The organism is Magnetospirillum sp. ME-1 (assembly GCF_002105535.1).
Classification (GTDB): domain Bacteria; phylum Pseudomonadota; class Alphaproteobacteria; order Rhodospirillales; family Magnetospirillaceae; genus Phaeospirillum.
Genome location: NZ_CP015848.1, coordinates 2538001 through 2558589 on the forward strand (window position 1 = coordinate 2538001; position 20589 = coordinate 2558589).

A 20589-nucleotide genomic window follows, 5' to 3' on the forward strand; every position below is an offset into this window, starting at 1 on the left:
TCGGCGCCCGTGCCGACCATCATCCTGGTCCGCCACGGGGAAACCCGCTGGAACCGCGAGGGCCGCGTCCAGGGCCACGGCGATTCGCCGCTGACGCCCAAGGGCGCGGCCCAGGCGCGGGCCTACGGCCTGCGGCTGCGGGACGTGCTCGGCGACCGGCAGCGGTGGCGGGTGGTGTCCAGCCCGCTGGGCCGCTGCGTCCAGACCACCGGCATCCTGTGCGAGGTGGCCGGGCTGGATTTCCGCGCCATCACCTTCGACCAGCGCCTGCGCGAGGTTCATACCGGCGACTGGTCGGGCCTGCCTAAATCCGAGCTGGCGGCTCGGCATCCCGGCATGATGGAGGCCGAGGGACTGGGCCATTGGGTGTTCCGCTGCCCCGGCGGCGAAAGCCATCAGGCGCTCTCCACCCGGCTGGCCCAGTGGCTGGGAGAACTGCAGCCGGGCGAAAAGCTTGTGGTTGTCAGCCACGGAATCGCTGGACGGGTGCTGCGCGGCCTCTATGCGGGCGAAGACCCCGACCGGGCCATGCGGAGCGACTCGCCGCAGGATGCCCTATTTCTTATGGCAAAAGGCTGCATCGAACGAATTAGCGTTCAATAACCTCTCGCTCCGTTGCGCCGCACAAATGCCCGTGCGATGATGAAGTATGATGGACGGTAACAATAGGATTCGCTTTTCCGCCCGGGCGGCGGCGGAGGTTATGACGCAGATCGTGCGTCTGGCCAATGGCGCGGCGTTTGCGGGGGGCTTGAACCCCGCCCAATGGAGCGCGCTGCGCTATCTCGCCGAGGCCGTCCCGGAATCGCGCACCGTCACCGACTTCGCCCATTACCACGCCACCACCAGCGGCACCGCCAGCCAGACGGTTGCCGCCCTGGTGCGCAAGGGATTGGTGGAGCGCCTGCCCGAACCGGGCGATCGCCGCCGCAATCGCCTGGAACTCACCTCGGCGGGCCATGAATTGCTGCACGACGACCCCCTGGGCAGCATCTCCGCCGCCATCGCCGCCCAGCCCATGGACATGCAGGAAGCCCTGGCCCTGGCCCTGGACACGACGCTGCAGACCCTGATGCGCACGGATATGGCCAAGGCCTGAACAGGCTTGGGTTTCACTGCCAGTCATGCTAGTCGGCGTTTGAATTGATCTGTCATCCCGACGCCCTTGGGCGGAGGGATCTCGGCCTGGGATGCTGTTTCCCAATTGGAAAAGCCGTTCCAAAGATGAGATCCCTCGCTTGCGCTCGGGATGACATGACGAGTCTGATCAAACGCCGACCGGTATCGGACGTCGGCGGCCCTATACGCCGTTGGCCTTGAACCAGGACAGGGCCCTGGCCCAGCCGTCCCTGGCCGGAGCCTCGCGGTAGGACGGTCGGTAATCGGCGTGGAAGGCATGCGGCGCGTCGGGGTAGACCACCATGTCCACCTTGACCGGGGCCAGCTTGACCGCGGCCTTCATCTTCTCGACGCTGTCCTGGGGAATGCCCTGGTCGGCGCCGCCGTAAAGGCCCAGGACCGGCGCCATCAGGCCGGCGGCGACGTCCACCGGCTGCTTCGGCGTCTCGGGCGTGGCGTTGCCCACCAGCCTGCCGTACCAGGCCACCGCCGCCTTCAGCTTCGGGTTATGGGCGGCGTACAGCCAGACGGCGCGGCCGCCCCAGCAAAAGCCGGTGACTCCCAGCCGCTCCGCGTCGCCACCATTGGCCGCCGCCCAGGCGGCGGCGGCATCCAGGTCCGAGAGCACCTGGGCGTCGGGCACCCGGGCGACGATGGTGGACAGGATGGTGGGGATGTCGGTCAGCACCGACGGATCGCCCTGGCGAAAATACAGTTCCGGCGCCACGGCCAGATAGCCCAGCTTGGCGAAGCGGCGGCAGACGTCGCGGATATGCTCGTGGACGCCGAAGATCTCCTGAATCACCAGGATGGTGGGAAACGGCCCCTTGCCCGCCGGCATGGCGGCATAGGCCGGCATGGGATGGCCGCCGGGGGTGGGGATCATCACCGCGCCGGCCGCCAACCCTTGCGAATCGGTGCTGATGGCCCCGGCCGCGGCGGGGCTGACCGCCATTGCGTAGCCGGTGGCCAGCACGGCGGCCGACACGAAGCCGCGCCGCGTCATGTCGGCTTTGGGCATCAGGCTCTTGACGTCGTCGTTCATGCTTACCCCTCCCTTGATAGAGTGCTTCCAAGATGGCATCGCCAGCCTTGCGCGACAAGGCCGGCTTGGATAGGTTTGGGCGCCATTGGAACCGCCCGCGCAGGTGCCGCCCATGTCTGTGATTCTGAATACGCTGATCGAAGTCGTTCTGATCGCGCTGAACCTGTACTGGTACGTCATCCTGGCGTCGGTGATCGTCAGCTGGCTGGTGGCCTTCGGGGTGATCAACACCTACAACTCGGCGGTCCGCACCATCCTGGACGTGATCTACCGCCTGACCGAGCCGGCGCTGCGCCCGCTTCGCCGCGTCCTGCCCGATTTCGGCAATGTGGACCTGTCGCCCATCGCGCTGTGGCTGATCTTGTACTTCATCATCCGGGTGCTGGAGCAGGTGCGGTTCAGCCTTTGAGCGGCTCACCCTTCACCCCTTGCCCCGGCGGCCTGAAGGTCGCTCTGCGCCTCACCCCCAAGGCATCGCGCGACCGCATCATGGGCGCGGCCGAGGAAGCGGACGGCGGGACGGTGCTGAAGGCGCAGGTCACCGCCGTGCCCGAAGACGGCAAGGCCAACGCGGCGCTGCTGAAGCTTCTGTCCAAGGCTTGGAAGATCCCCAAGTCGGACATGGACATCGTCCTGGGCGCCACCGACCGGCGCAAGGTGATCTTGATTTCCGGCGATTCCGAGGATCTGCGGCATCGCCTCGACGAGTGGATGGCAAGCAACCATGACTGACGCGAAGCTGATCGACGGCAACCTGTTTTCCGCCAAACTGCGCGAGACCATCGCCGCCCGCGTGGCCGAGATGAAGGATCGTCACCGCATCACCCCCGGCCTCGCGGTGGTGCTGGTGGGCGAGGACCCGGCCAGCCAGGTCTATGTGCGCACCAAGGGCAAGCGCACGCTCGAAGCCGGCATGAACTCGTTCGAGCACAAGCTGCCCGCCGACACGCCGGAAGACGCGCTGCTGCTCCTGATCGAAAGCCTGAACAAGGACCCGGCGGTCCACGGCATCCTGGTCCAGCTGCCGGTGCCCAAACACATCGACACCCAGAAGGTGATCGAGGCCATCGACCCGGCCAAGGACGTGGACGGCTTCCATCCCGTCAATGTGGGCCGGCTGGCGGCGGGCATGGATGCCATGGTGCCCTGCACGCCGCTCGGCTCGCTGCTGCTGCTGAAAGACAATCTGGGCAAGCTGGGCGGCCTGGACGCCGTGGTGATCGGGCGGTCCAACATCGTCGGCAAGCCCATGGCCCAGCTCCTGATCAAGGAAAGCTGCACCGTCACCGTGGCCCATTCCCAGACCAAGAACCTGCCGGAGGTGGTGCGCCGCGCCGACATCGTCGTCGCCGCCGTGGGCCGGCCCGAGATGGTCAAGGGCGACTGGATCAAGCCGGGCGCCACGGTGATCGACGTGGGCATCAACCGCATCGACCTGGAGGGCGGCAAAACCAGACTGGTGGGCGACGTGGACTTCGCCTCGGCGGTCAAGGTGGCGGGCGCCATCACTCCCGTCCCCGGCGGCGTCGGTCCCATGACCATCGCCTGCCTGCTCCGGAATACCGTGGTGGCCTGCGCCCGCCTGCACGGCCTGCCCGAGGTGGAGTTCTAGGAGAATGAGTCTCACCGGCGAGGTGAGCCATCTCGTCCTGTCGGTGGCCATATTCCTGGGGGCGCATTCGCTCTCCAACTGGAAGCCGCTGCGCGGCCCCATCGAGGCCCGCTACGGCAAGAAGGGCTTCTACGCCGGCTATTCGGTGGTCTCCACCCTGCTGCTGGTCTGGGTGATCGCCGCCGCGCTCGCCTCCCCCACCGTGATGGTGTGGGAGCAGCAGCCCTGGATGCGCTGGGTGCCCCCCCTGGCCATGCCCGCCGCCTGCCTGTTCTGGGTGCTGGGGCTTACCCAGAAGAACCCCTTCTCCATCGGCCCCGGCGGGGCGGGCTATGATCCGGCGCGGCCGGGCATCGTGCGCCTGACACGCCATCCCATCATCTGGGGTTTGGGCATCTGGAGCGCCGCCCACATCATCCCCAACGGCCATCTGGCCGGGCTTTTGCTGTTCGTGCCGCTGTTCCTGCTGTGTCTGGTGGGGCCGCGCATCCTCGACGCCAAGCGCCGCAAATCCTTGGGCCGGGACCGCTGGCGGGAGATGGATGGACAAGCAGCGTTCGACGCCCGCGCCCTGCTGGCCGAACTGGGCTGGGTCCGCATCATCGGCGGGCTGGCGCTCTATCCCGTGCTGCTGTGGCTGCACCCCATGGTGATCGGGCTGTCGCCCCTGCCCTGATCCCCCCTTTACGCCGCCCCGGAATCAAGGCAGCCTGAATGCCCCCTTTTCGGAGCCGCCGCCATGTCCGGGATTGCCCCCCTCGATCTGCTGAGTGATCTGGTCGCCGACGCCCGCAAGGCCGGGGCCGAGGCCGCCGACGCCGTCCTGATCGATTCCGCCTCGCTGTCGGTGGGCATGCGCCTCGGTGCGCTGGAGCGGCTCGAACGCGCCGAATCGGGCGACGTCGGCCTGCGGGTGCTGATCGGCAAGCGCCAGGCCTTCGTCTCGTCGTCGGACCGCTCCAAGGTGGCCTTGGCCGAACTGGTGGAGCGCGCCGTGGCCATGGCGCGCTCCATCCCCGAGGACCCCTATTGCGGCCTGGCCGACCCGGCCGAGCTGGCCCGCGACTTTCCCGATCTCGACGTCTGCGACCCCGACGAGCCCTCGGCGGAGACGCTGATCGACATGGTGCGCGCCGCCGAGGATTCCGCCCGCGCGGTCCCCGGAATCACCAATTCCGAGGGTGCCGAGGCGGGCTGGGGCCGCTCAGGGGTAGCCATCGTCGCCTCCAACGGCTTTGCCCATTCCTACGCGGTGACCTCGTCGTCGCTGTCGGTGTCGGTGCTGGCCGGCACCAACGAGCAGGGCATGGAGCGTGACTACGACTATTCCTCGGCGGTGTTCCTGGCCGACCTGCGGGAAGCCGAGGAAATCGGCTTCGAGGCCGGCCGCCGCGCCGTCCGCCGTCTGGGTGCACGCAAGGTGGCGACCAAACAGGTTCCGGTGATCTTCGACCCCCGCGTGGCGCGCGGCCTGGTGTCCAGTCTGGCCGGGGCCATCAACGGCGCCGGAGTGGCGCGCGGCACCAGCTTCCTCAAGGACAGGCTGGGCCAGGCCATCTTCGCCCGCGGCGTGCGGGTGGTGGACGATCCCCACCGCAGGCGCGGCCTGCGCTCGCGCCCCTGCGACGGCGAGGGCATCGCCACCCGACGCCGCGCCATCGTCGAGGACGGAGTGCTGACCACCTGGCTGCTGGATCTGCGCTCGGCCCGGCAATTGGGGATGCAGTCCACCGGCCACGCCAGCCGGGGCACCTCGTCGCCGCCCTCGCCGTCCGCCAGCAATTTCTATCTGGAAGCCGGCCATATCACGCCGGGCGAGATGATCCACGACATCCCGGAGGGCTTCTACGTCACCGATCTGTCGGGCCAGGGGGTCAACGGCGTCACCGGCGATTATTCGCGCGGGGCCTCGGGCTTCTGGATCAAGGGCGGCGAGCTGGTCTTTCCCGTCAACGAAGTGACGGTGGCGGGCAACCTCAAGGACATGTTCCTCAACCTCACCCCGGCCAGCGACTTAGGCCTGCGCCACGGCATCGACGCCCCCACCTGCCGCATCGACGGGCTGATGGTGGCGGGACGGTAGGGCCTTTGGCCCAAGCGTTCCATTTCGTCGTCATGGCCGGGCTTGACCCGGCCATCCATGGACCCCCGGATCAAGTCCGGGGGTGACGGTGACACGGAAAGAACTAAGGCTCCACCCCGATATTGTCGATCAGCCGGGTATTGCCCAGGCGGGCGGCGGCCAGGATGCGAAGCGGACGGTCCAGAAGCTCGGCGGGCGCCAGGGAGGCGGCGTCGCGGACCTCGATGTAATCCACCGAATCGAAGCCGGCCTTCAGCAGGCCCGAGGCGGCCATGGGGCAAAGGTCGGAGGCCTTGGCCCCGGCGCGCAGGCCGTCGGCCACGCCGGTGAGCGCACGGATCAGCCAGGGCGCGATGGCCCGCTGCTCAGGCGTCATATAGGCGTTGCGCGACGACATGGCCAGGCCGTCGTCTTCGCGGAGCGTAGGCACCCCTTCGATGCGCACCGGAATGTCCAGGTCGCGGGCGAAGCGGCGGATCACCGCCAACTGCTGGTAATCCTTCTCGCCGAACAGGGCAACGTCGGGCAGGCATTGCAGCAAAAGCTTGGTCACCACCGTGGCGACGCCGGCGAAATGGCCGGGGCGCACCGCGCCGCACATTCCGTCCGACACGCCGCTGACGCTCACCGTGGTGGCGAAGCCGTCCGGGTACATCTCGGGCACGGTGGGGGCGAACAGCACATGGCAGCCGGCCGAGGACAGCGCGGCGGCGTCCTTCTCCTCCTGGCGGGGATAGCGGGCGAAATCCTCGTTGGGGCCGAACTGGGTGGGATTGACGAACACCGAGGCGACGCAGCGATCGGCCAGTTCCAGCCCGCGCCGCACCAGCGACAGATGGCCGTCATGCAGCGCCCCCATGGTGGGAACCAGGGCGACGGAGAGCTTGGCGTCACGCCAGCCGCCCACCTGGGCGCGCAATTGGGCGACGGACCGCACGATGGCGACGGGAGCACTCATTTCTTCGCCACCCCGAAGCAATGTTCCGGTCCGGGGAAGGTGCGGGCCTTGACCTCGGCGGCGTAATCCTCGGCCGCCTTGGTGATAATGGGGCGCAGATCGGCGTAGCGCTTGACGAATTTGGGGGTGAAGTCGTCGAACAGCCCGACCAGGTCGTCGATCACCAGCACCTGGCCGTCGCAGGCGGCCGACGCGCCGATGCCGATGGTGGGAATGCCGATTTCCGCCGAAAGGGCGCGGGCCACCGGCTCCACCGTGCCCTCGACCACCACCGAGAAGGCGCCGGCCTCGGTGATGGCGCGGGCGTCGGCGCGGATGGCCTCGGCCTCTTCGTCGAGGCGGCCCTGGGCGCGGAAGCCGCCGGCGGCATGCACCGCCTGGGGCTTCAGGCCGATATGGGCCATCACCGGAATGCCCCGGTCCACCAGGAAGCGGATGGTCTCGGCCAGTTCGCGGCCGCCTTCCAGCTTGACGGCGGCGCAGCCCGTTTCGGCCATCACCCGGGCGCAGTTGCGAAAGGCCTGCTCCTTGCTTTCCTGGTAGGAGCCGAACGGCATGTCCACCACCACGCAGGCCTTCGAAGACGAGCGCACCACGGCGGCGCCGTGGTTGATCATCATGTCCAGCGTCACGCCCAGCGTGGTCTCCATGCCGTAGACCACCATGCCCAGCGAATCGCCCACCAGCAGGATGTCGCAGACCGGATCGAGCAGGCGGGCGATGGGCGCGGTATAGGCGGTCAGCACCACCAGCGGATCGCCTCCCTTGCGGGCGCGGATGTCGCGCGTGGTGATGCGTTTGATCCTGACTTCGGTGCTCACCGGAGGGCCTCTTTCACTGGGGAAGCGGATGGATAGATGGGGGGTCAGGCGCCTTCGGCCAGCTCGCGCAGCGCGTCCCAGTCATTGACGATGCAATGACCCGACGCCGGCAATCCGATGATGCCGTCGCGTTTCAGCTGGGTGAAGGTGCGGCTGACCGTCTCGATGGTCAGGCCGAGATAATCGGCGATGTCGGCGCGGCTCATGGGCAGCGCCACCGGGCTGGCCACGCCGCCCGCCTGGGTCGAGCGCTGGGACAGGCGCAGCAGGAAGGTGGCGACCTTTTCGCGCGCCGTCTTGCGGCCCAGCAGCAGCATCTGGTCCTGGGCCGACACCAGGTCCTTGACCGCCATGGTGAACATGCGGCGCTCCAGGCGGGGAATCTCGCTGATCAGGCTGTCCAGCTTGCGGTGGGTGAAGCGGCACAGATGGGTGGGCGTGATGGTCTCGGCGGTGTAGCAATAGCCGCCGTCAATGCCAAGGCCGAACAGATCGCCCGAGAACAGGAAACCGATGATCTGGCGCCGCCCGTCGGGCATCAGCTTGTACAGCTTCACCGCGCCGTTGGAGATGGAATAGACGTTGTCCACCTCGTCGCCTTCGCGGAACACCGTGAAATTGGCGGGCAGCGCCGCGTGGCAGCGCACGGTGGCCAGGCGCTTGACCTCGTCGTGGGAGAGGTCGGCGCAAAAGGCGATCTCGCGCACGATGTCGCAGTTGCGGCACTGGGGCGAGCGCAGGTCGGCGATGTGCGGCGTCTTGTGGGCGTCGTAATCAAGGGGCGGCATGTGCAGGCTACCCATCCCCTCAGGCCCCGGTCTTGGGCTGTTCGTCGTCGTCGAAGAGGATGCGATGCGCCGCCCCGTCGAGGTCATCGAACTGACCCGACTTCAACGCCCACAGGAAACCGAGCAATCCCACGAAGCCCAAACCGAGGGCCACCGGGATCAGCATCAACAGATTGTCCACTACCCTCTCCGGCGCGATAGACGCAGAGCGTTCCCAATTACTACCAGTGACGAGGTGGACATGGCAATCGCGGCGATGAGGGGGGTGACCATTCCGGCTATGGCCAGCGGCACCGTGAACAGGTTGTAGCCCAGCGCCAGCACGAAATTCTGCTTCACCAGGACGCGCGACAGGCGCGCCACCTCCAGGGTTTCGGTGACGGGGGCGAGGCGGGCGCCCTGGAACACCACGTCGGCGGCGGTCTGGCTGACGTCCACCGCGGTTGACGGCGACATGGAGACATGGGCCGAGGCCAGCGCCGGGGCGTCGTTGAGGCCGTCGCCGATCATCAGCACCTTGCGGCCTTGCCCCGCCAATTCGGCCAGACGGGCGCATTTGTCGGCCGGCGCGCAACCGGCTTGCCATTCCGTAATGCCCAAGGCCTCGGCCACCTTGGCGGCGGCGGCGGGGCGGTCGCCCGACAGCAATTCCACGGCAAGGCCCATGCGGCGCAGTTCGGCCACCACGGCGACAGCGTCGGAGCGCAGCGCATCGGTGAAGGAAAACCGCACCGGCGCGCGGCCGGGACGGGCCAGCCACAATTCCGGTCCGTCGCCGGTGGAATCGTCGGCGATTCCGACGAACTTCCGGCTGCCCAGGCGGATGCCCTGGGCCGGGATCTCCAGGCCCAGGCCCGGCACCTCGACCACGCCCTCGGCCACGCTCGCCCCCGGGCAGGCCTGGGTGACGGCGCGGGCCAGGGGATGGCGGGACGCGGGCGACAGGCCGGCGGCGACCATCAGGTCGTCCCTGGTCCAGCCGCCGTCCTCGGCCAGGACCGGCTTGCCCAGCGTCAGGGTGCCGGTCTTGTCGAACACCACGGTGTCGGATTCGGCGAAGCGTTCCAGGGCGGTGGCGGATTTCACCAGCACCCCCTGGCGCATCAGCCGGCCCGAGGCGATGACCTGGACCACCGGCACGGCCAGGGCCAGGGCGCAGGGGCAGGTGATGATGAGCACGGCCACGGCATAAAGCAGAGCCTCCTGCCAGGCCGTCGCGGTGAAGAACGTCCAGCCGCAGAAGGTGGCCAGGGCGGCCACATGCACCACGGGGGCGTACCAGCGCGACACCCGGTCGGCCAGGGCCACGTAGCGGGCACGGCCCTGTTCGGCCACTTCCATCATGCGCACGATCTCGGCCAGCAGGGTGCGCTCGCCCACCGCCGCCACCTCGAGCCGCAGCGGCGCCGACAGATTGATGGTGCCGGCGAAGACCTGGGCGCCGGGCGCCACCTGCACCGGCAGGCTTTCGCCGGTCAGCAGGCTGGTGTCCACGTCGGAGCGGCCGTCGGTGATGCGGCCGTCGACGCCGATGCGCTCGCCCGCCGCCACCAGCACCTTCGCGCCCGGGGCCACCTTGTGGGGGGGAGCCATGCGCTGCGAACCGTCGTCCTCCAGCACGGTGACCGCCACGGCGTCCAGGGCCAGCAGGTGCTCCACCGTGGTGCGCGCCCGCCCGCGCGCCCGCGAATCCAGGTAGCGGCCGATCAGCAGGAAGAACAGCAAGGTGATGGCCGAATCGAAATAGGCGTACTCGCCCCCGTTGATGGTCTCCCACAGGCTCATCAGGCTGGCCAGCGTCACGCCGATGGTGATGGGCACGTCCATGTTGGTGCGGCCCGAGCGCAGCGCCGACACGGCCGAGCGGGCGAAGGGCCGCACGCACCACGCCACGGCGGGCAGGACGATCAGGGCCGAGATCCAGTGCATCAGGCCGCGCGTCGCCGGACCCATATACGAGAAGTGCCCGGCCCACACCGAGACCGACAGCAGCATGACGTTGCCGGCGGCGAAGCCGGCGATGGCCATGGCGCGCAGCAATTCCTTTTCCTGGCGGTGGGTGTCGGCGCTCAGGCGCTCGGGATCATAGGGCACCAGGCGGTAGCCCACACTGATCACCGGGGCGAGCAGGGCACCGGGCTCGGTCTCGTCGTGCCTCCAGCGCACCACCAGGCGGCGCGTGGTCATGTTGACCCGGGCCCAGGTGACGCCCTTCTGCTTGTTCAGAAGCGATTCGATCAGCCAGATGCAGGCGCCGCAATGCAGCCCCTCGATCATCAGGTGCAGGCTGGCCTCGCCCTTGTCGTCGACGCTCACATGGGCGGTGAAATCATGATAGCGGTCGGCATCGTCGTCGGGACGCAGCGGCCGCGCCGCCGGATCGGTGGTGCGCCTTGCATAGTACTGCTCGAGGCCCAGGCCCTCGACCAGATGGTAGGCGCCCTCGCAGCCCTTGCAGCAGAACGCGCCGCCCAGCTCGGCCGGAACAGGTCCTCCGCAATGGCGGCAGAGCAGGGCTGCGGTCACGGCACCACGATGCGGCGGTTGACCGAATAGGGAAGGTCCTTGCCCGTGGCCACCAGGGCCAGATCCCAGACCCCGGCCAGGGGCAGTTCCTGCAAGGTGGCGTAGGCTCCGGGGCCGATGGGGGCCAGCAGCACCTCGCGGTCATGGCCCTTGGCGGTGGGGCGCACGAACCTGGCCTTGACCTCCATGCCGTCCACCGGCTTGCCGGCGGCATCCTTGTAGGTGACGGTGACGTGGGCGCCGTGATTGGCCGCCGGGTCCACCTGCAGGTCCACGGACCAGTTCAGGGCTTCCTGCTTGCGGGCCGCCTCGATGGTCTGGTTGAAGGCCAGGCCCTTCTCGTAGGGGCGCTCGGTGGAGACGCCGGAGAAGGTGGAATTGGCGAAGTACGCCATGGTGAAGTTCACCACCAGCACCACCATGAAGCCGCCGACGAAGATGTAGGGATACCACCAGCCGGGCTTGCGCTGTTCGGTCATGTGCATTTACCTCTCCGGTCCGGCGAACAGGGATTCGAGACGGTTGCTTCCGCCCTTGGCCGTCTCGCGCAGGGTAAAGTACAGCGGCGTGCGCTTGCCCTGCAACTTGTCGGCGGGAGCGGTGACGAAAACGTTGAAGGCCCCCACGTCGTCGGGCACCACCCGCAAGGTGGCCTTGGCGCCCTCGGCCTTGCCGCCCACCACGGTGAGGCCCAGCCCGTCGATGCCCGAGACGGTAACCTCGAACTCGCGTTCCTCGCGCACCATGTTGAGGATCTTGACGGTGTAGCCGTTGCGGATGCTGCCGTCCGACAGCTGGACGAACAGGGGCGAGCGTTCGTGCTGGACGGCGATATCGAAGCTCTTGCGCGACGACAGGCCGAAAATCATCAGGCCGCTCACCGCGGCGATGATCGCCACATAGATGATGGTGCGCGCCCGGACCAGCTTGATCCTGGTCTTCTCGCCCTTCTCGCGCGCGGCGAGGTTGGCCGAGGAATCCCAGGTGATCAGCCCGCGCGGCAGGTTGAACTTGTCCATCATGGTGTTGCAGGCGTCGATGCACAGCGCGCAGCCGATGCAGCCCATCTGCATGCCATCGCGGATGTCGATGCCGGTGGGGCAGGACGTGACGCACATCTTGCAGTCGATGCAGTGGCCGCGATTCTCGAAGGTCTCGGTCTTGCGGATGGGCTTCCTGGGCTCGCCGCGCCATTCCTCGTAGGTGACGATCAGCGAATGCTCGTCGAACATGGCCGACTGGAAGCGCGAATAGGGGCACATGTAGAGGCAAACCTGCTCGCGGGCATATCCCGCCAGCAGGAAGCAGCAGCCCCCCACCACGGCGATGGTGCCGTAGACGGCGCTGTCCTCAGCACCTCTGAAGATGTCCTTCAGCATGGTCGGCGCATCGCCGAAATACAGCGTGAAGCCGATGCCGCACGAGGCCGAGATGATCAGCCAGACGATGTTGATGACGGCCTTCTTCGCCAGCTTGTCGGCGCTCCACTTGGCCCGATCCAGCGCCATGCGTTTGGCGCGGTCGCCCACCACCAGGCGCTCCACATACATGAACAGGTCGGTGTAGACCGTCTGGAAGCAGAAAAAGCCGCACCAGATGCGCCCCGCCAGCGAGCTCATGAAGAACAGGGCGATGGCGGCCAGGAACAGGAGGCCGGTGATGTAGTAGACCTCCTGCGGCCAGATCTCCAGGAAGAAGAAATAGCCGCGCCGCCCGGTCATGTCGGCCAGGATAGCCTGGTTGGGGGCGTCGGGGCCGCGGTCCCAGCGCAGGAACGGCGCAATGTGGTAGATCGCCAGCAAGACGATCATGGCCGCCCATTTCCAATTGCGGAACGTGCCCTTCACCGTGCGCGGGTGGATCATGACGGTTTCGGCGTAGAGCGGACCGTCGCCGTCACCGGCATGCTTCTTCAGGGAGGGGTCGATCTTCGGACTGGCCATGATGTTCAAACGCTCTGCTGCGAAAGGGGGCCAAAAGACAAGGCGGGGGACCGTGCGTCACGATCCGTCCCCGCCATGCCGGCTGTGATACTCCAAAATCGACGAATCTAGAATGCTTCTTTCGTCGAGCCCGCCCTTCATGGGAACAAGGGTGGGTTGATGGATCCGGGGGCTTGAATTCGGCCCCAGATATGCCGATGGGGTGCGCCCCTGTCGCCAGGCACGCACCCCACCGGGTCCCCCCACTTACACTCTTACTTGCCGCCGCCCAGATTGTGGACGTAGACGGCCAGCATCTTGATGGTGCTCGCGTCCAGACGCTCGGACCAGGCCGGCATGGCGCCGTGCTTGGGCTTGGCGACCTGGGCGGCGATGGCGTCCTTGGTGCCCTTGTACAGCCAGATCTGGTTGTTCAGGGCAGGAGCGCCGAGGTCCTTGTTGCCGGCGCCGTCCTCGGCGTGGCAAGCCGCGCAGTTCTCGGCATAGACGGTCTCGCCCGCCGAGCCCTTGGCCGGAGCCTTGGAGGCCAGCGACACGACGTAGTCGGAAACGGCGGCGATCTGCTCGGGCTTGAGCAGGCCGTCGGCGCCGAACTTCGGCATCTCGCTCTGGCGCGAGTTGGCGTTGGTGTTACGGACACCGAACTTGATGGTCTGCTCGATGTCGGCCAGCGCACCGCCCCACAGCCATTCGTCGTCGGCCAGGCTGGGATAGCCGAAGGCGCCGACGCCGCCCACACCGTGGCAAGGAGCGCAGTTCTCGTTGAACGCGATCTTGCCGCCGGCCATGGCATAGCGCAGCAGGTCCTTGTCCTTCTCGATGGCGGCCACGTCGGACGCCTCGATCTTGGACAGCCAGGCCGAACGGGCCTTCTTCTGGGCGGCCAGCTCGTTGTCCAGCTCCCCGCGGGACGAATAGCCCAGGCTGCCCTTGGTGTAACCGTTGACCAGCGGCCACGCCGGGTACGCGACCCAGTAGCCGATGGCCCACAGGACGGTGGCCCAGAAAACGTAGACCCACCACTTCGGCAGAGGAGTATTCAGCTCCTTGATGCCGTCCCACTCGTGACCGGTAGTGTTCTGACCGGACACCGAGTCCTTTTCAATGGTCGCCATTGTTAGCGCTCCTCATTGTCGTCCCTCAGCGGGATGTTTCCGTAGTCTTCCAGCCGCGACTTGTTCTTGGGCCAGTAGGCATAGAAAACGACCCCGGTGAAGATCATCATCACCCACAGAACCCAGAAGGGCCGGAGTACACTGTCGACGAAGGCGACGAACATACTCCGTACTCCTTTCTAGCGGCGGATCGCTTCGGGCTTCACGGTCGAGAAGTCGACCATGGTTCCCAGCACCTGCAGATAGGCGACCAAGGCATCCATTTCGGTGACCTTGGCATTGCCCGACGCCGAGCCGATATGGGCCTTGGGATAGCTGGCGGCGACGGCCGGCTTGGCAGCCGGATCACCGAACACCTGCTCTTCCAGGTCCTTCTTGGCATTGGCGATCTGCGCATCCGTGTAGGGCACGCCAACAACACGCAGGGCCTTCATGTTGGCCTGGATGTCGGAGTAGTCCAGCGGACGCAGCAGGTGCTTGTAGCCCGGCATGATGGATCCGGGGACCACGTCACGCGGGTTGACGAGGTGACGGACCTGCCAGTCGTCGGTGTACTTGCCACCCACGCGGGCCAGATCGGGACCGGTACGCTTCGAGCCCCACTGGAAGGGGTGATCGTACTTGGACTCGGCCGCGAGGCTGTAGTGGCCATAGCGTTCGACCTCGTCCTTGAACGGACGGATCATCTGGCTGTGGCAGTTGTAGCAGCCTTCGCGGATGTAGATGTCGCGGCCCTTCTGCTCCAGCGGAGAATAGGGACGCACACCGTCCACCTTCTCGATCGTCGATTCGATCGAGAACAGCGGCACGACTTCCACCAGGCCACCGACGACGATCGTGAGAAGGATGCCGACGGCCAGGAAGAAGATGTTGGTTTCGAGCTTAGCGTGATGCTTGAACATGGGTCGGTCTCCTTAGCGCGCCGCGCCAGCTGCGGGAGCCATGGCCTCATCCGCGACATCGCCCTTGATGGTCTTCCACACGTTGTAGACCATCACCAGCGAGCCGAGGACGAAGAGGAAGCCGCCCAGAGCACGGATCATGTAGTACGGACGCATGGCCTCGACAGTCTCGATGAACGAGTACTGCAGGAAGCCCAGGCTGTCGTACGCGCGCCACATGAGGCCCTGCATGATGCCGGAGATCCACATGGCAGTGATGTAGAAGACGATACCCACGGTGGCGATCCAGAAGTGAACGCCCACCAGCTTCAGCGAGTACAGCTCCTTGCGGCCCCACAGCTTGGGAACCAGGTAGTACAGAGCGCCGAAGGAGACGAAGGCCACCCAGCCCAGAGCACCGGAGTGCACGTGGCCGATACCCCAGTCGGTGTAGTGCGACAGCGAGTTCACCGCCTTGATCGACATCATCGGACCTTCGAAGGTCGACATGCCGTAGAACGCCACCGACGAGACCAGGAAGCGCATGACCGGGTCGGTCCGGAGCTTGTCCCAGGCGCCCGAGAGCGTCATCAGGCCGTTGATCATGCCACCCCAGGACGGCATCCACAGCATCACCGAGAAGGTCATGCCCAGCGTCTGCGCCCAATCCGGCAGAGCGGTGTAGTGCAGGTGGTGCGGACCGGCCCAGATGTACAGGAAGATCAGCGCCCAGAAGTGCACGATGGACAGACGGTAGGAGTACACCGGACGCTCGGCCCGCTTCGGCACGAAGTAGTACATGATGCCGAGGAAGCCGGCGGTCAGGAAGAAGCCCACCGCGTTGTGGCCGTACCACCACTGGGTCATGGCGTTCTGCACGCCGCCGAAGATGTTGTACGACTTCATCCAGCTGCCGCCGAAGAAGGCGGCCGGCACCGCGATGTTGTTGCCCAGATGGAGCATCGCGATGGTCAGGATCATGGCGAAGAAGAACCAGTTGGCCACATAGATGTGGGGTTCCTTACGCTTCATGATGGTGCCGGCGAAGGCGATCAGGTAGGCCACCCAGATGACGGTGAGCCACAGATCGATCCACCATTCCGGCTCCGCGTATTCCTGGCCCTGGCTGTAGCCCAGCACGTAGGTCAGAGCGGCGACGACGATCAGCGCCTGGAAGTTCCAGAAGATGAAGCCGCCCAGGCCGTTACCGCCGAACAGGCTGGCGCGGCTGGTGCGCTGCACGATGTACAGCGACGTGGAGAAAAGAACGTTGCCGCCGAACGCGAAGATCACAGCGGAGGTGTGAACGGGACGCAGGCGCCCGAACGAAGTCCACTCGAGATCGAGGTTCAGAACGGGAAAGGCCAACTGCAGGGCGATGAAGTCGCCCGCCAGGAAGCCCACGACGCCCCAGAAAATCGCGGCGATCGTGAACTTCTTGATCACGTCTTCGCAATAGGGCGTGGCTTCGGTGTTGATGCTCATGCCGAACTCCTGTTTCGACCGGAAAAGGGTCCACCTGAAGCATCCGGCCGGATCCATGGCGACACCATGCCCCCGGGGCCGATGGCGGCCGGGTGGTTCTTTGCTTCAAGTGTGGGCACTATGACGAGCGAGCGGAGAGCCGCCATTGATATATATCAAAGTATGAGGATTTTTAGGCGTTTCAGGCCCTTGGCGGGAACGATTCCCGGACGTAGAGTGCGCCCCATGACACAGAATCATCCCGACACGCCCGCCGCCCGCCCCGTGATCCGCCTGGCCAAGGGGCGCTCCAAGCGCCTTCGCGCCGGCCATCCCTGGGTCTTTTCCAACGAGATCGAGATGGATCCCGCGGCCAAGGCGCTGCCGCCGGGCTCTCTGGTTACCCTTATGGATGCGGGCGACGAGCGCCTGGGAGTGGCCACCTTCAATCCCCATTCGCTGATCGCCGCGCGCGTGCTGTCGCGCCGCGCCGCCGACACGGTGGACGCCGATTTCCTGGCCCAGCGCCTGCGTGCCGCCATGGCCTTGCGCGACACGCTGTTTTCCACCCCCCATTACCGCCTGATCCATTCCGAGGCCGACCGGCTGCCCGGCCTGATCGTCGACCGCTATGGCGACGTGCTGGCGGTGCAGACCAACACGGCGGGCATGGAGCGGTTGCTGCCCGTGCTGCTCGACGCCCTGAAACTGGTGCTGAACCCCCGCGCCGTGGTGCTGGTCAACGACAGCCCGGTGCGCAAGCTGGAAGGCCTGGAGCAGCATCACGAAATCGTCCTCGGCCAGTTGGACGGCCCGGTGGAGCTGGTGGAGAACGGCTGCCGCTTCGTGGCCGATCTGACCGGCGGCCAGAAGACCGGCTGGTTCTTCGACCAGCGCGACAACCGCGCCTTCGTGGCGCGGCTGGCCCGGGGGCGCCGGGTTCTGGACGTCTATACCTATGCCGGCGGCTTCGCGGTGCAGGCCGCCATGGCCGGAGCGGCGGAGACCTGGGCGGTGGACCGGTCCGAGCATTCCCTGGCCCTGGCCGACCGGGCGGCGGAGATGAACAACGTCGCCGTGCGCACATTCCGGGCCGAAGCCTTCGCCGAGATGGAACGCCTGGCCCTGGCGGGCGAGCGTTTCGGCGTGGTGGTCGCCGACCCGCCGGCCTTCGTCAAGTCCAGGAAGGATCTGGGCGCCGGCGCCAAGGGCTATCGCAAGATGGCCCGTCTGGCCGCCGCCCTGGTGGAGCCCGGCGGCGTCCTGCTGTGCGCGTCGTGCTCGCACCACATGCCGGCCGACACCTTCGCCGAGGAGGTGGGCCACGGCCTGCACCTGGCTGGACGCTCGGGGCGCATCCTCCGAAGCGCCGGCGCCGCCCCCGACCATCCGGTCCATCCCTGGCTGCCGGAAAGCGCCTATCTCAAGGCCCTGGTCTTCCAGCTCGATTGATTTCCAGCGACACAAAGCAAATATCGCTACAGACCTAACCTTTAGGCATACAGTAACCGTATCAATCGAAATCAACCGGGATTGAGGCTGTTTGGAGGTCCTTGCCTGGGGCGCGGCAACAGAGTTACCTCCAAACGGTTGTCAAATAGATAGAGTTTGAATCCGGGTTTGTGTGTGTTTAGCCAACTTGTTGGTTTTTCTATTATTTAGAGCGCTGTTTCCCTCTTGCGTTTGTAAAATTACTAGAGCAAGTATTGGGCGCTTCATGGATCAGAGGGAAACATGCCGCGCAGAAAGGCAAATCGGGGTCGTACACCAGCCGGGGCACCCAATCCGATTGATGTCCATGTCGGCTCACGCATGCGCCTGCGCCGGACGTTACTGGGACTGAGCCAGGAAAAGCTTGGCGAGTTGATCGGACTTACCTTCCAGCAGGTGCAGAAATACGAACGCGGCGCCAACCGGATCAGCTGTTCGCGCCTGTTCGATTTGTCCCGCTCCCTGGAAGTGCCGATTTCCTACTTCTTCGACGACATGGCCGAGGAGACCAAGGGCCTGTCGCCGGTGCAGATGGTGCGCGAGCCCCCCAAGGAGGAGCCGCCGGCCGCCGAGGCCGATCCCCGCCTGCGCCGCGAGACCCTGGAACTGGTGCGCAATTACTACAGCATCACCGATCCCGATGTGCGGCGCCGGATCTACGACCTGGCCAAGGCCCTGTCGGACCGCGGCGGCGACGAGGAATAATCCCCTACTCTCCCGCTGGCGGATGCACCGGCAGCGGGTAGACGGCCCGGGGCGGCAGGCGGTGAATCAGCACCGCCACCGCCACCAGGGTCAGCGCTCCGACCAGCACCGGCATGAACAGGAAGCTCCAGCCGGGATGGGTCATCATGACCACCAGCGGGTCGGCCCCCGCCGGCGGATGGGTCAGGCGCAGCCCGGCCAGCACCACCATCACCACCGCCACCGACAGGACCATGCTGATCCAGCCGCCCGGCAGGAAATGATCGAACAGCAGCCCGATGACGGTGGCGATCAGATGGCTGCCGATCACGCTGGACGGCTGCGACAGGGGCGAGTCCGGCATGCCGAACACCAGCACCGCCGACGCCCCCAGCGGCGCCGCCAGCATGGGTGCCCCGCTCACGTGATCGAGCATCGCCACCGTACCGAGCGCCAGCACGACACCCAGCCCGGCCTTGGTCCAGGACGGCAGGCACTGACGCGATTGGTGACGATGGATGAAGCGACGGGGCATGGGGGCTCCTCACGATAGCCTCGACAAAGCGGGGGAAAAATACATCTTTGTGCCCGCGGCCTTCCATGATGAGGGTCAAGGGTGCTGTCGATTCCATGCATGGGAGAGTTGAGGGATGCTCGAACGCCTGTTTCGCCTGTCCGAGCACCGGACCGATCCGCGCACCGAAATGGTGGCCGGGGCCACCACCTTCCTGACCATGGCCTACATCATCTTCGTCAATCCGGCCATGCTGGCGGAAACGGGAATGGACAAGGGCGCGGTGTTCGTCGCCACCTGTCTGGCCGCCGCCCTGGGCAGCGCCGCCATGGGTTTGCTGGCCAATTACCCCATCGCGCTGGCGCCCGGCATGGGGCTCAACGCCTATTTCACCTATGGCGTGGTGATCGGCATGGGGGTGCCCTGGCCGGTGGCCCTGGGGGCGGTGTTCGTCTCCGGCGTGCTGTTCCTGATCCTGGCGGTCACCCGTGTGCGCGAAGCCATCATCAACGCCGTACCGCAATCCCTGAAGCTGGCCATCTCGGCCGGTATCGGCCTGTTCCTCAGCCTGATCGCGTTCGAGAACGCCGGGCTGATCGAGGGCCACAAGGCCACCCTGATCACGCTCGGCCATCTCAACCGGCCCGAGCCGCTGCTGGCGGCGGCCGGTTTCGTGGCCATGGTCGGCCTGGAGGCCCGCCGGGTGCCGGGTGCCATCATGATCGGCATCCTGGGCACGGCGGCGGCAGGCATGGTCCTGGGCGTCACGCCGTTCGGCGGCATCGCCGCGCTTCCCCCCTCCATCGCCCCCACTTTCCTGAAGATGGATGTGGCGGGCGCGCTGAACCTGGGGCTGGTGACCATCGTCTTCGCCCTGCTGTTCGTGGACCTGTTCGACAATGCCGGCACCCTGATCGGTCTGGCCCACCGGGCCGGCATGCTGGACGAGAGGGGCCGCCTGCCCCGCCTGGGCCGCGCCCTGGTCGCCGATTCGCTGGCCGCCATGGCGGGGGGCGCATTGGGAACCTCGACCACCACCAGCTACATCGAAAGCGCGTCGGGCATCAATGCCGGCGGGCGCACCGGGCTGGCGGCGGTGGTGACGGGCCTGCTGTTCGTCGCCGCCCTGTTCCTCGCCCCCCTGGCGGCGGCCATTCCGGCTTATGCCACCGCGCCCGCTTTGCTGTTCGTCGCCTGCCTGATGGCACGCGCCCTGGCCGACATCGCCTGGGACGACGTCACCGAGGCGGTGCCCGCCCTGGTCACCGCCATCGCCATGCCCTTCACCTTCTCCATCGCCCACGGCATCGCGTTCGGCTTCATCACCTATGCGGCGGTCAAGCTGCTGGGCGGCAGGGCGCGCGACGTCGGCCCGGCGGTCTGGGCGCTGGCCGCGGCCTTCGTGCTGAAATTCGTGTTGCTGGGGAGCGTTTAGGAAACCCGCTACGCGGCCGGGCTATCGCACGGACCCATTCGGAGGCACAGCCTCCGAACCGCCAGAGTAATTATTCATAAAAAAACCGGAGGGTTGGGGAGGCTGAGCCT

23 protein-coding genes are annotated in these 20589 nt (G+C 66.6%); 10 read left to right on the forward strand and 13 right to left on the reverse strand.

The features are described from left to right. Positions 1 to 9: 9 nt before the first annotated feature. Both WV31_RS11995 and WV31_RS12000 read left to right on the forward strand, forming a co-directional pair. The gene (locus WV31_RS11995) at positions 10 to 603 is read left to right on the forward strand and encodes a histidine phosphatase family protein (RefSeq protein ID WP_085373781.1); all 594 of its coding nucleotides are present in this window, start codon (positions 10 to 12) and stop codon (positions 601 to 603) included. 100 nt (positions 604 to 703) lie between these two features. Next, positions 704 to 1099: a MarR family winged helix-turn-helix transcriptional regulator gene (locus WV31_RS12000; RefSeq protein ID WP_237051277.1), complete on the forward strand. Its 396-nt coding sequence runs from the start codon at positions 704 to 706 to the stop codon at positions 1097 to 1099. A 201-nt stretch (positions 1100 to 1300) separates the two neighbouring features. On the opposite strand, the gene WV31_RS12005 is transcribed toward WV31_RS12000, so the two are convergent. Beyond that, positions 1301 to 2164, reverse strand: a complete 864-nt coding sequence (locus tag WV31_RS12005; protein ID WP_085373783.1) for a dienelactone hydrolase family protein — start codon at positions 2162 to 2164, stop codon at positions 1301 to 1303. Between the two features lie 112 nt (positions 2165 to 2276). On the opposite strand from WV31_RS12005, the gene WV31_RS12010 reads away from it, so the two are divergent. From WV31_RS12010 to WV31_RS12030, 5 genes are all read left to right on the forward strand, one after another. Next, entirely contained in the window at positions 2277 to 2573 is a 297-nt protein-coding gene (locus WV31_RS12010; RefSeq protein ID WP_085375558.1) for a YggT family protein, read from the forward strand. Beyond that, complete coding sequence (locus tag WV31_RS12015) at positions 2570 to 2896, forward strand: DUF167 domain-containing protein (RefSeq protein WP_085373784.1); 327 nt, start codon at positions 2570 to 2572, stop codon at positions 2894 to 2896. The genes WV31_RS12010 and WV31_RS12015 overlap by 4 nt, the downstream gene beginning before the upstream one ends. Next, positions 2889 to 3776 carry a bifunctional methylenetetrahydrofolate dehydrogenase/methenyltetrahydrofolate cyclohydrolase FolD gene (folD, locus tag WV31_RS12020; protein WP_085373785.1) on the forward strand — a complete coding sequence of 296 codons (888 nt, stop codon included), beginning with the start codon at positions 2889 to 2891 and terminating at the stop codon, positions 3774 to 3776. The genes WV31_RS12015 and folD overlap by 8 nt, the downstream gene beginning before the upstream one ends. A gap of 4 nt (positions 3777 to 3780) precedes the next feature. After that, positions 3781 to 4452 (forward strand): NnrU family protein, encoded by a 672-nt coding sequence (locus WV31_RS12025; protein WP_085373786.1) that lies wholly within the window; start codon positions 3781 to 3783, stop codon positions 4450 to 4452. A gap of 63 nt (positions 4453 to 4515) precedes the next feature. Beyond that, complete coding sequence (locus WV31_RS12030) at positions 4516 to 5859, forward strand: TldD/PmbA family protein (protein WP_085373787.1); 1344 nt, start codon at positions 4516 to 4518, stop codon at positions 5857 to 5859. A 103-nt stretch (positions 5860 to 5962) separates the two neighbouring features. On the opposite strand, the gene panC is transcribed toward WV31_RS12030, so the two are convergent. The 11 genes from panC to ccoN all read right to left on the reverse strand — a co-directional run bounded on the left by panC (position 5963) and on the right by ccoN (position 16376). Beyond that, positions 5963 to 6817 (reverse strand): pantoate--beta-alanine ligase, encoded by an 855-nt coding sequence (gene panC / locus WV31_RS12035; protein WP_085373788.1) that lies wholly within the window; start codon positions 6815 to 6817, stop codon positions 5963 to 5965. Next, complete coding sequence (gene panB, locus WV31_RS12040) at positions 6814 to 7638, reverse strand: 3-methyl-2-oxobutanoate hydroxymethyltransferase (protein ID WP_085373789.1); 825 nt, start codon at positions 7636 to 7638, stop codon at positions 6814 to 6816. Before panB ends, panC begins: the two co-directional genes overlap by 4 nt. A 44-nt stretch (positions 7639 to 7682) precedes the next feature. Beyond that, a complete protein-coding gene (locus tag WV31_RS12045) occupies positions 7683 to 8426 on the reverse strand; it encodes a helix-turn-helix domain-containing protein (RefSeq protein ID WP_085373790.1) in 744 nt (247 codons plus the stop codon). Positions 8427 to 8445: 19 nt separating this feature from the next. Then, a complete protein-coding gene (gene ccoS, locus WV31_RS12050) occupies positions 8446 to 8607 on the reverse strand; it encodes a cbb3-type cytochrome oxidase assembly protein CcoS (protein WP_009870367.1) in 162 nt (53 codons plus the stop codon). Next, positions 8607 to 10952, reverse strand: coding sequence for a heavy metal translocating P-type ATPase metal-binding domain-containing protein (locus WV31_RS12055; RefSeq protein WP_085373791.1), 2346 nt, complete (start codon positions 10950 to 10952; stop codon positions 8607 to 8609). The genes ccoS and WV31_RS12055 overlap by 1 nt, the downstream gene beginning before the upstream one ends. Continuing rightward, on the reverse strand, positions 10949 to 11437 hold the full coding sequence (locus tag WV31_RS12060) for a FixH family protein (RefSeq protein WP_085373792.1): 489 nt from the start codon (positions 11435 to 11437) through the stop codon (positions 10949 to 10951). The genes WV31_RS12055 and WV31_RS12060 overlap by 4 nt, the downstream gene beginning before the upstream one ends. Next, entirely contained in the window at positions 11438 to 12895 is a 1458-nt protein-coding gene (gene ccoG / locus WV31_RS12065; RefSeq protein WP_085375559.1) for a cytochrome c oxidase accessory protein CcoG, read from the reverse strand. Positions 12896 to 13149: 254 nt separating this feature from the next. Further along, on the reverse strand, positions 13150 to 14010 hold the full coding sequence (ccoP, locus tag WV31_RS12070) for a cytochrome-c oxidase, cbb3-type subunit III (protein WP_085373793.1): 861 nt from the start codon (positions 14008 to 14010) through the stop codon (positions 13150 to 13152). Positions 14011 to 14012: 2 nt separating this feature from the next. Beyond that, positions 14013 to 14174: a cbb3-type cytochrome oxidase subunit 3 gene (locus WV31_RS12075; protein WP_082700341.1), complete on the reverse strand. Its 162-nt coding sequence runs from the start codon at positions 14172 to 14174 to the stop codon at positions 14013 to 14015. A gap of 15 nt (positions 14175 to 14189) precedes the next feature. Continuing rightward, entirely contained in the window at positions 14190 to 14912 is a 723-nt protein-coding gene (gene ccoO, locus WV31_RS12080) for a cytochrome-c oxidase, cbb3-type subunit II (protein ID WP_085373794.1), read from the reverse strand. Between the two features lie 12 nt (positions 14913 to 14924). After that, positions 14925 to 16376 carry a cytochrome-c oxidase, cbb3-type subunit I gene (ccoN, locus tag WV31_RS12085; protein ID WP_085375560.1) on the reverse strand — a complete coding sequence of 484 codons (1452 nt, stop codon included), beginning with the start codon at positions 16374 to 16376 and terminating at the stop codon, positions 14925 to 14927. Positions 16377 to 16601: 225 nt separating this feature from the next. Here ccoN and WV31_RS12090 point away from each other — a divergent pair, with 225 nt between their 5' ends. Next, positions 16602 to 17807, forward strand: coding sequence for a class I SAM-dependent rRNA methyltransferase (locus WV31_RS12090; protein ID WP_085373795.1), 1206 nt, complete (start codon positions 16602 to 16604; stop codon positions 17805 to 17807). 282 nt (positions 17808 to 18089) lie between these two features. Further along, positions 18090 to 18551 (forward strand): helix-turn-helix domain-containing protein, encoded by a 462-nt coding sequence (locus tag WV31_RS12095; protein ID WP_145980859.1) that lies wholly within the window; start codon positions 18090 to 18092, stop codon positions 18549 to 18551. Between the two features lie 4 nt (positions 18552 to 18555). Here the strand turns inward: WV31_RS12095 and WV31_RS12100 are convergent, their stop codons facing one another. After that, entirely contained in the window at positions 18556 to 19065 is a 510-nt protein-coding gene (locus WV31_RS12100; protein WP_085373797.1) for an HPP family protein, read from the reverse strand. Between the two features lie 115 nt (positions 19066 to 19180). On the opposite strand from WV31_RS12100, the gene WV31_RS12105 reads away from it, so the two are divergent. Then, positions 19181 to 20479, forward strand: a complete 1299-nt coding sequence (locus WV31_RS12105) for an NCS2 family permease (protein ID WP_085373798.1) — start codon at positions 19181 to 19183, stop codon at positions 20477 to 20479. Positions 20480 to 20589: the final 110 nt, after the last annotated feature.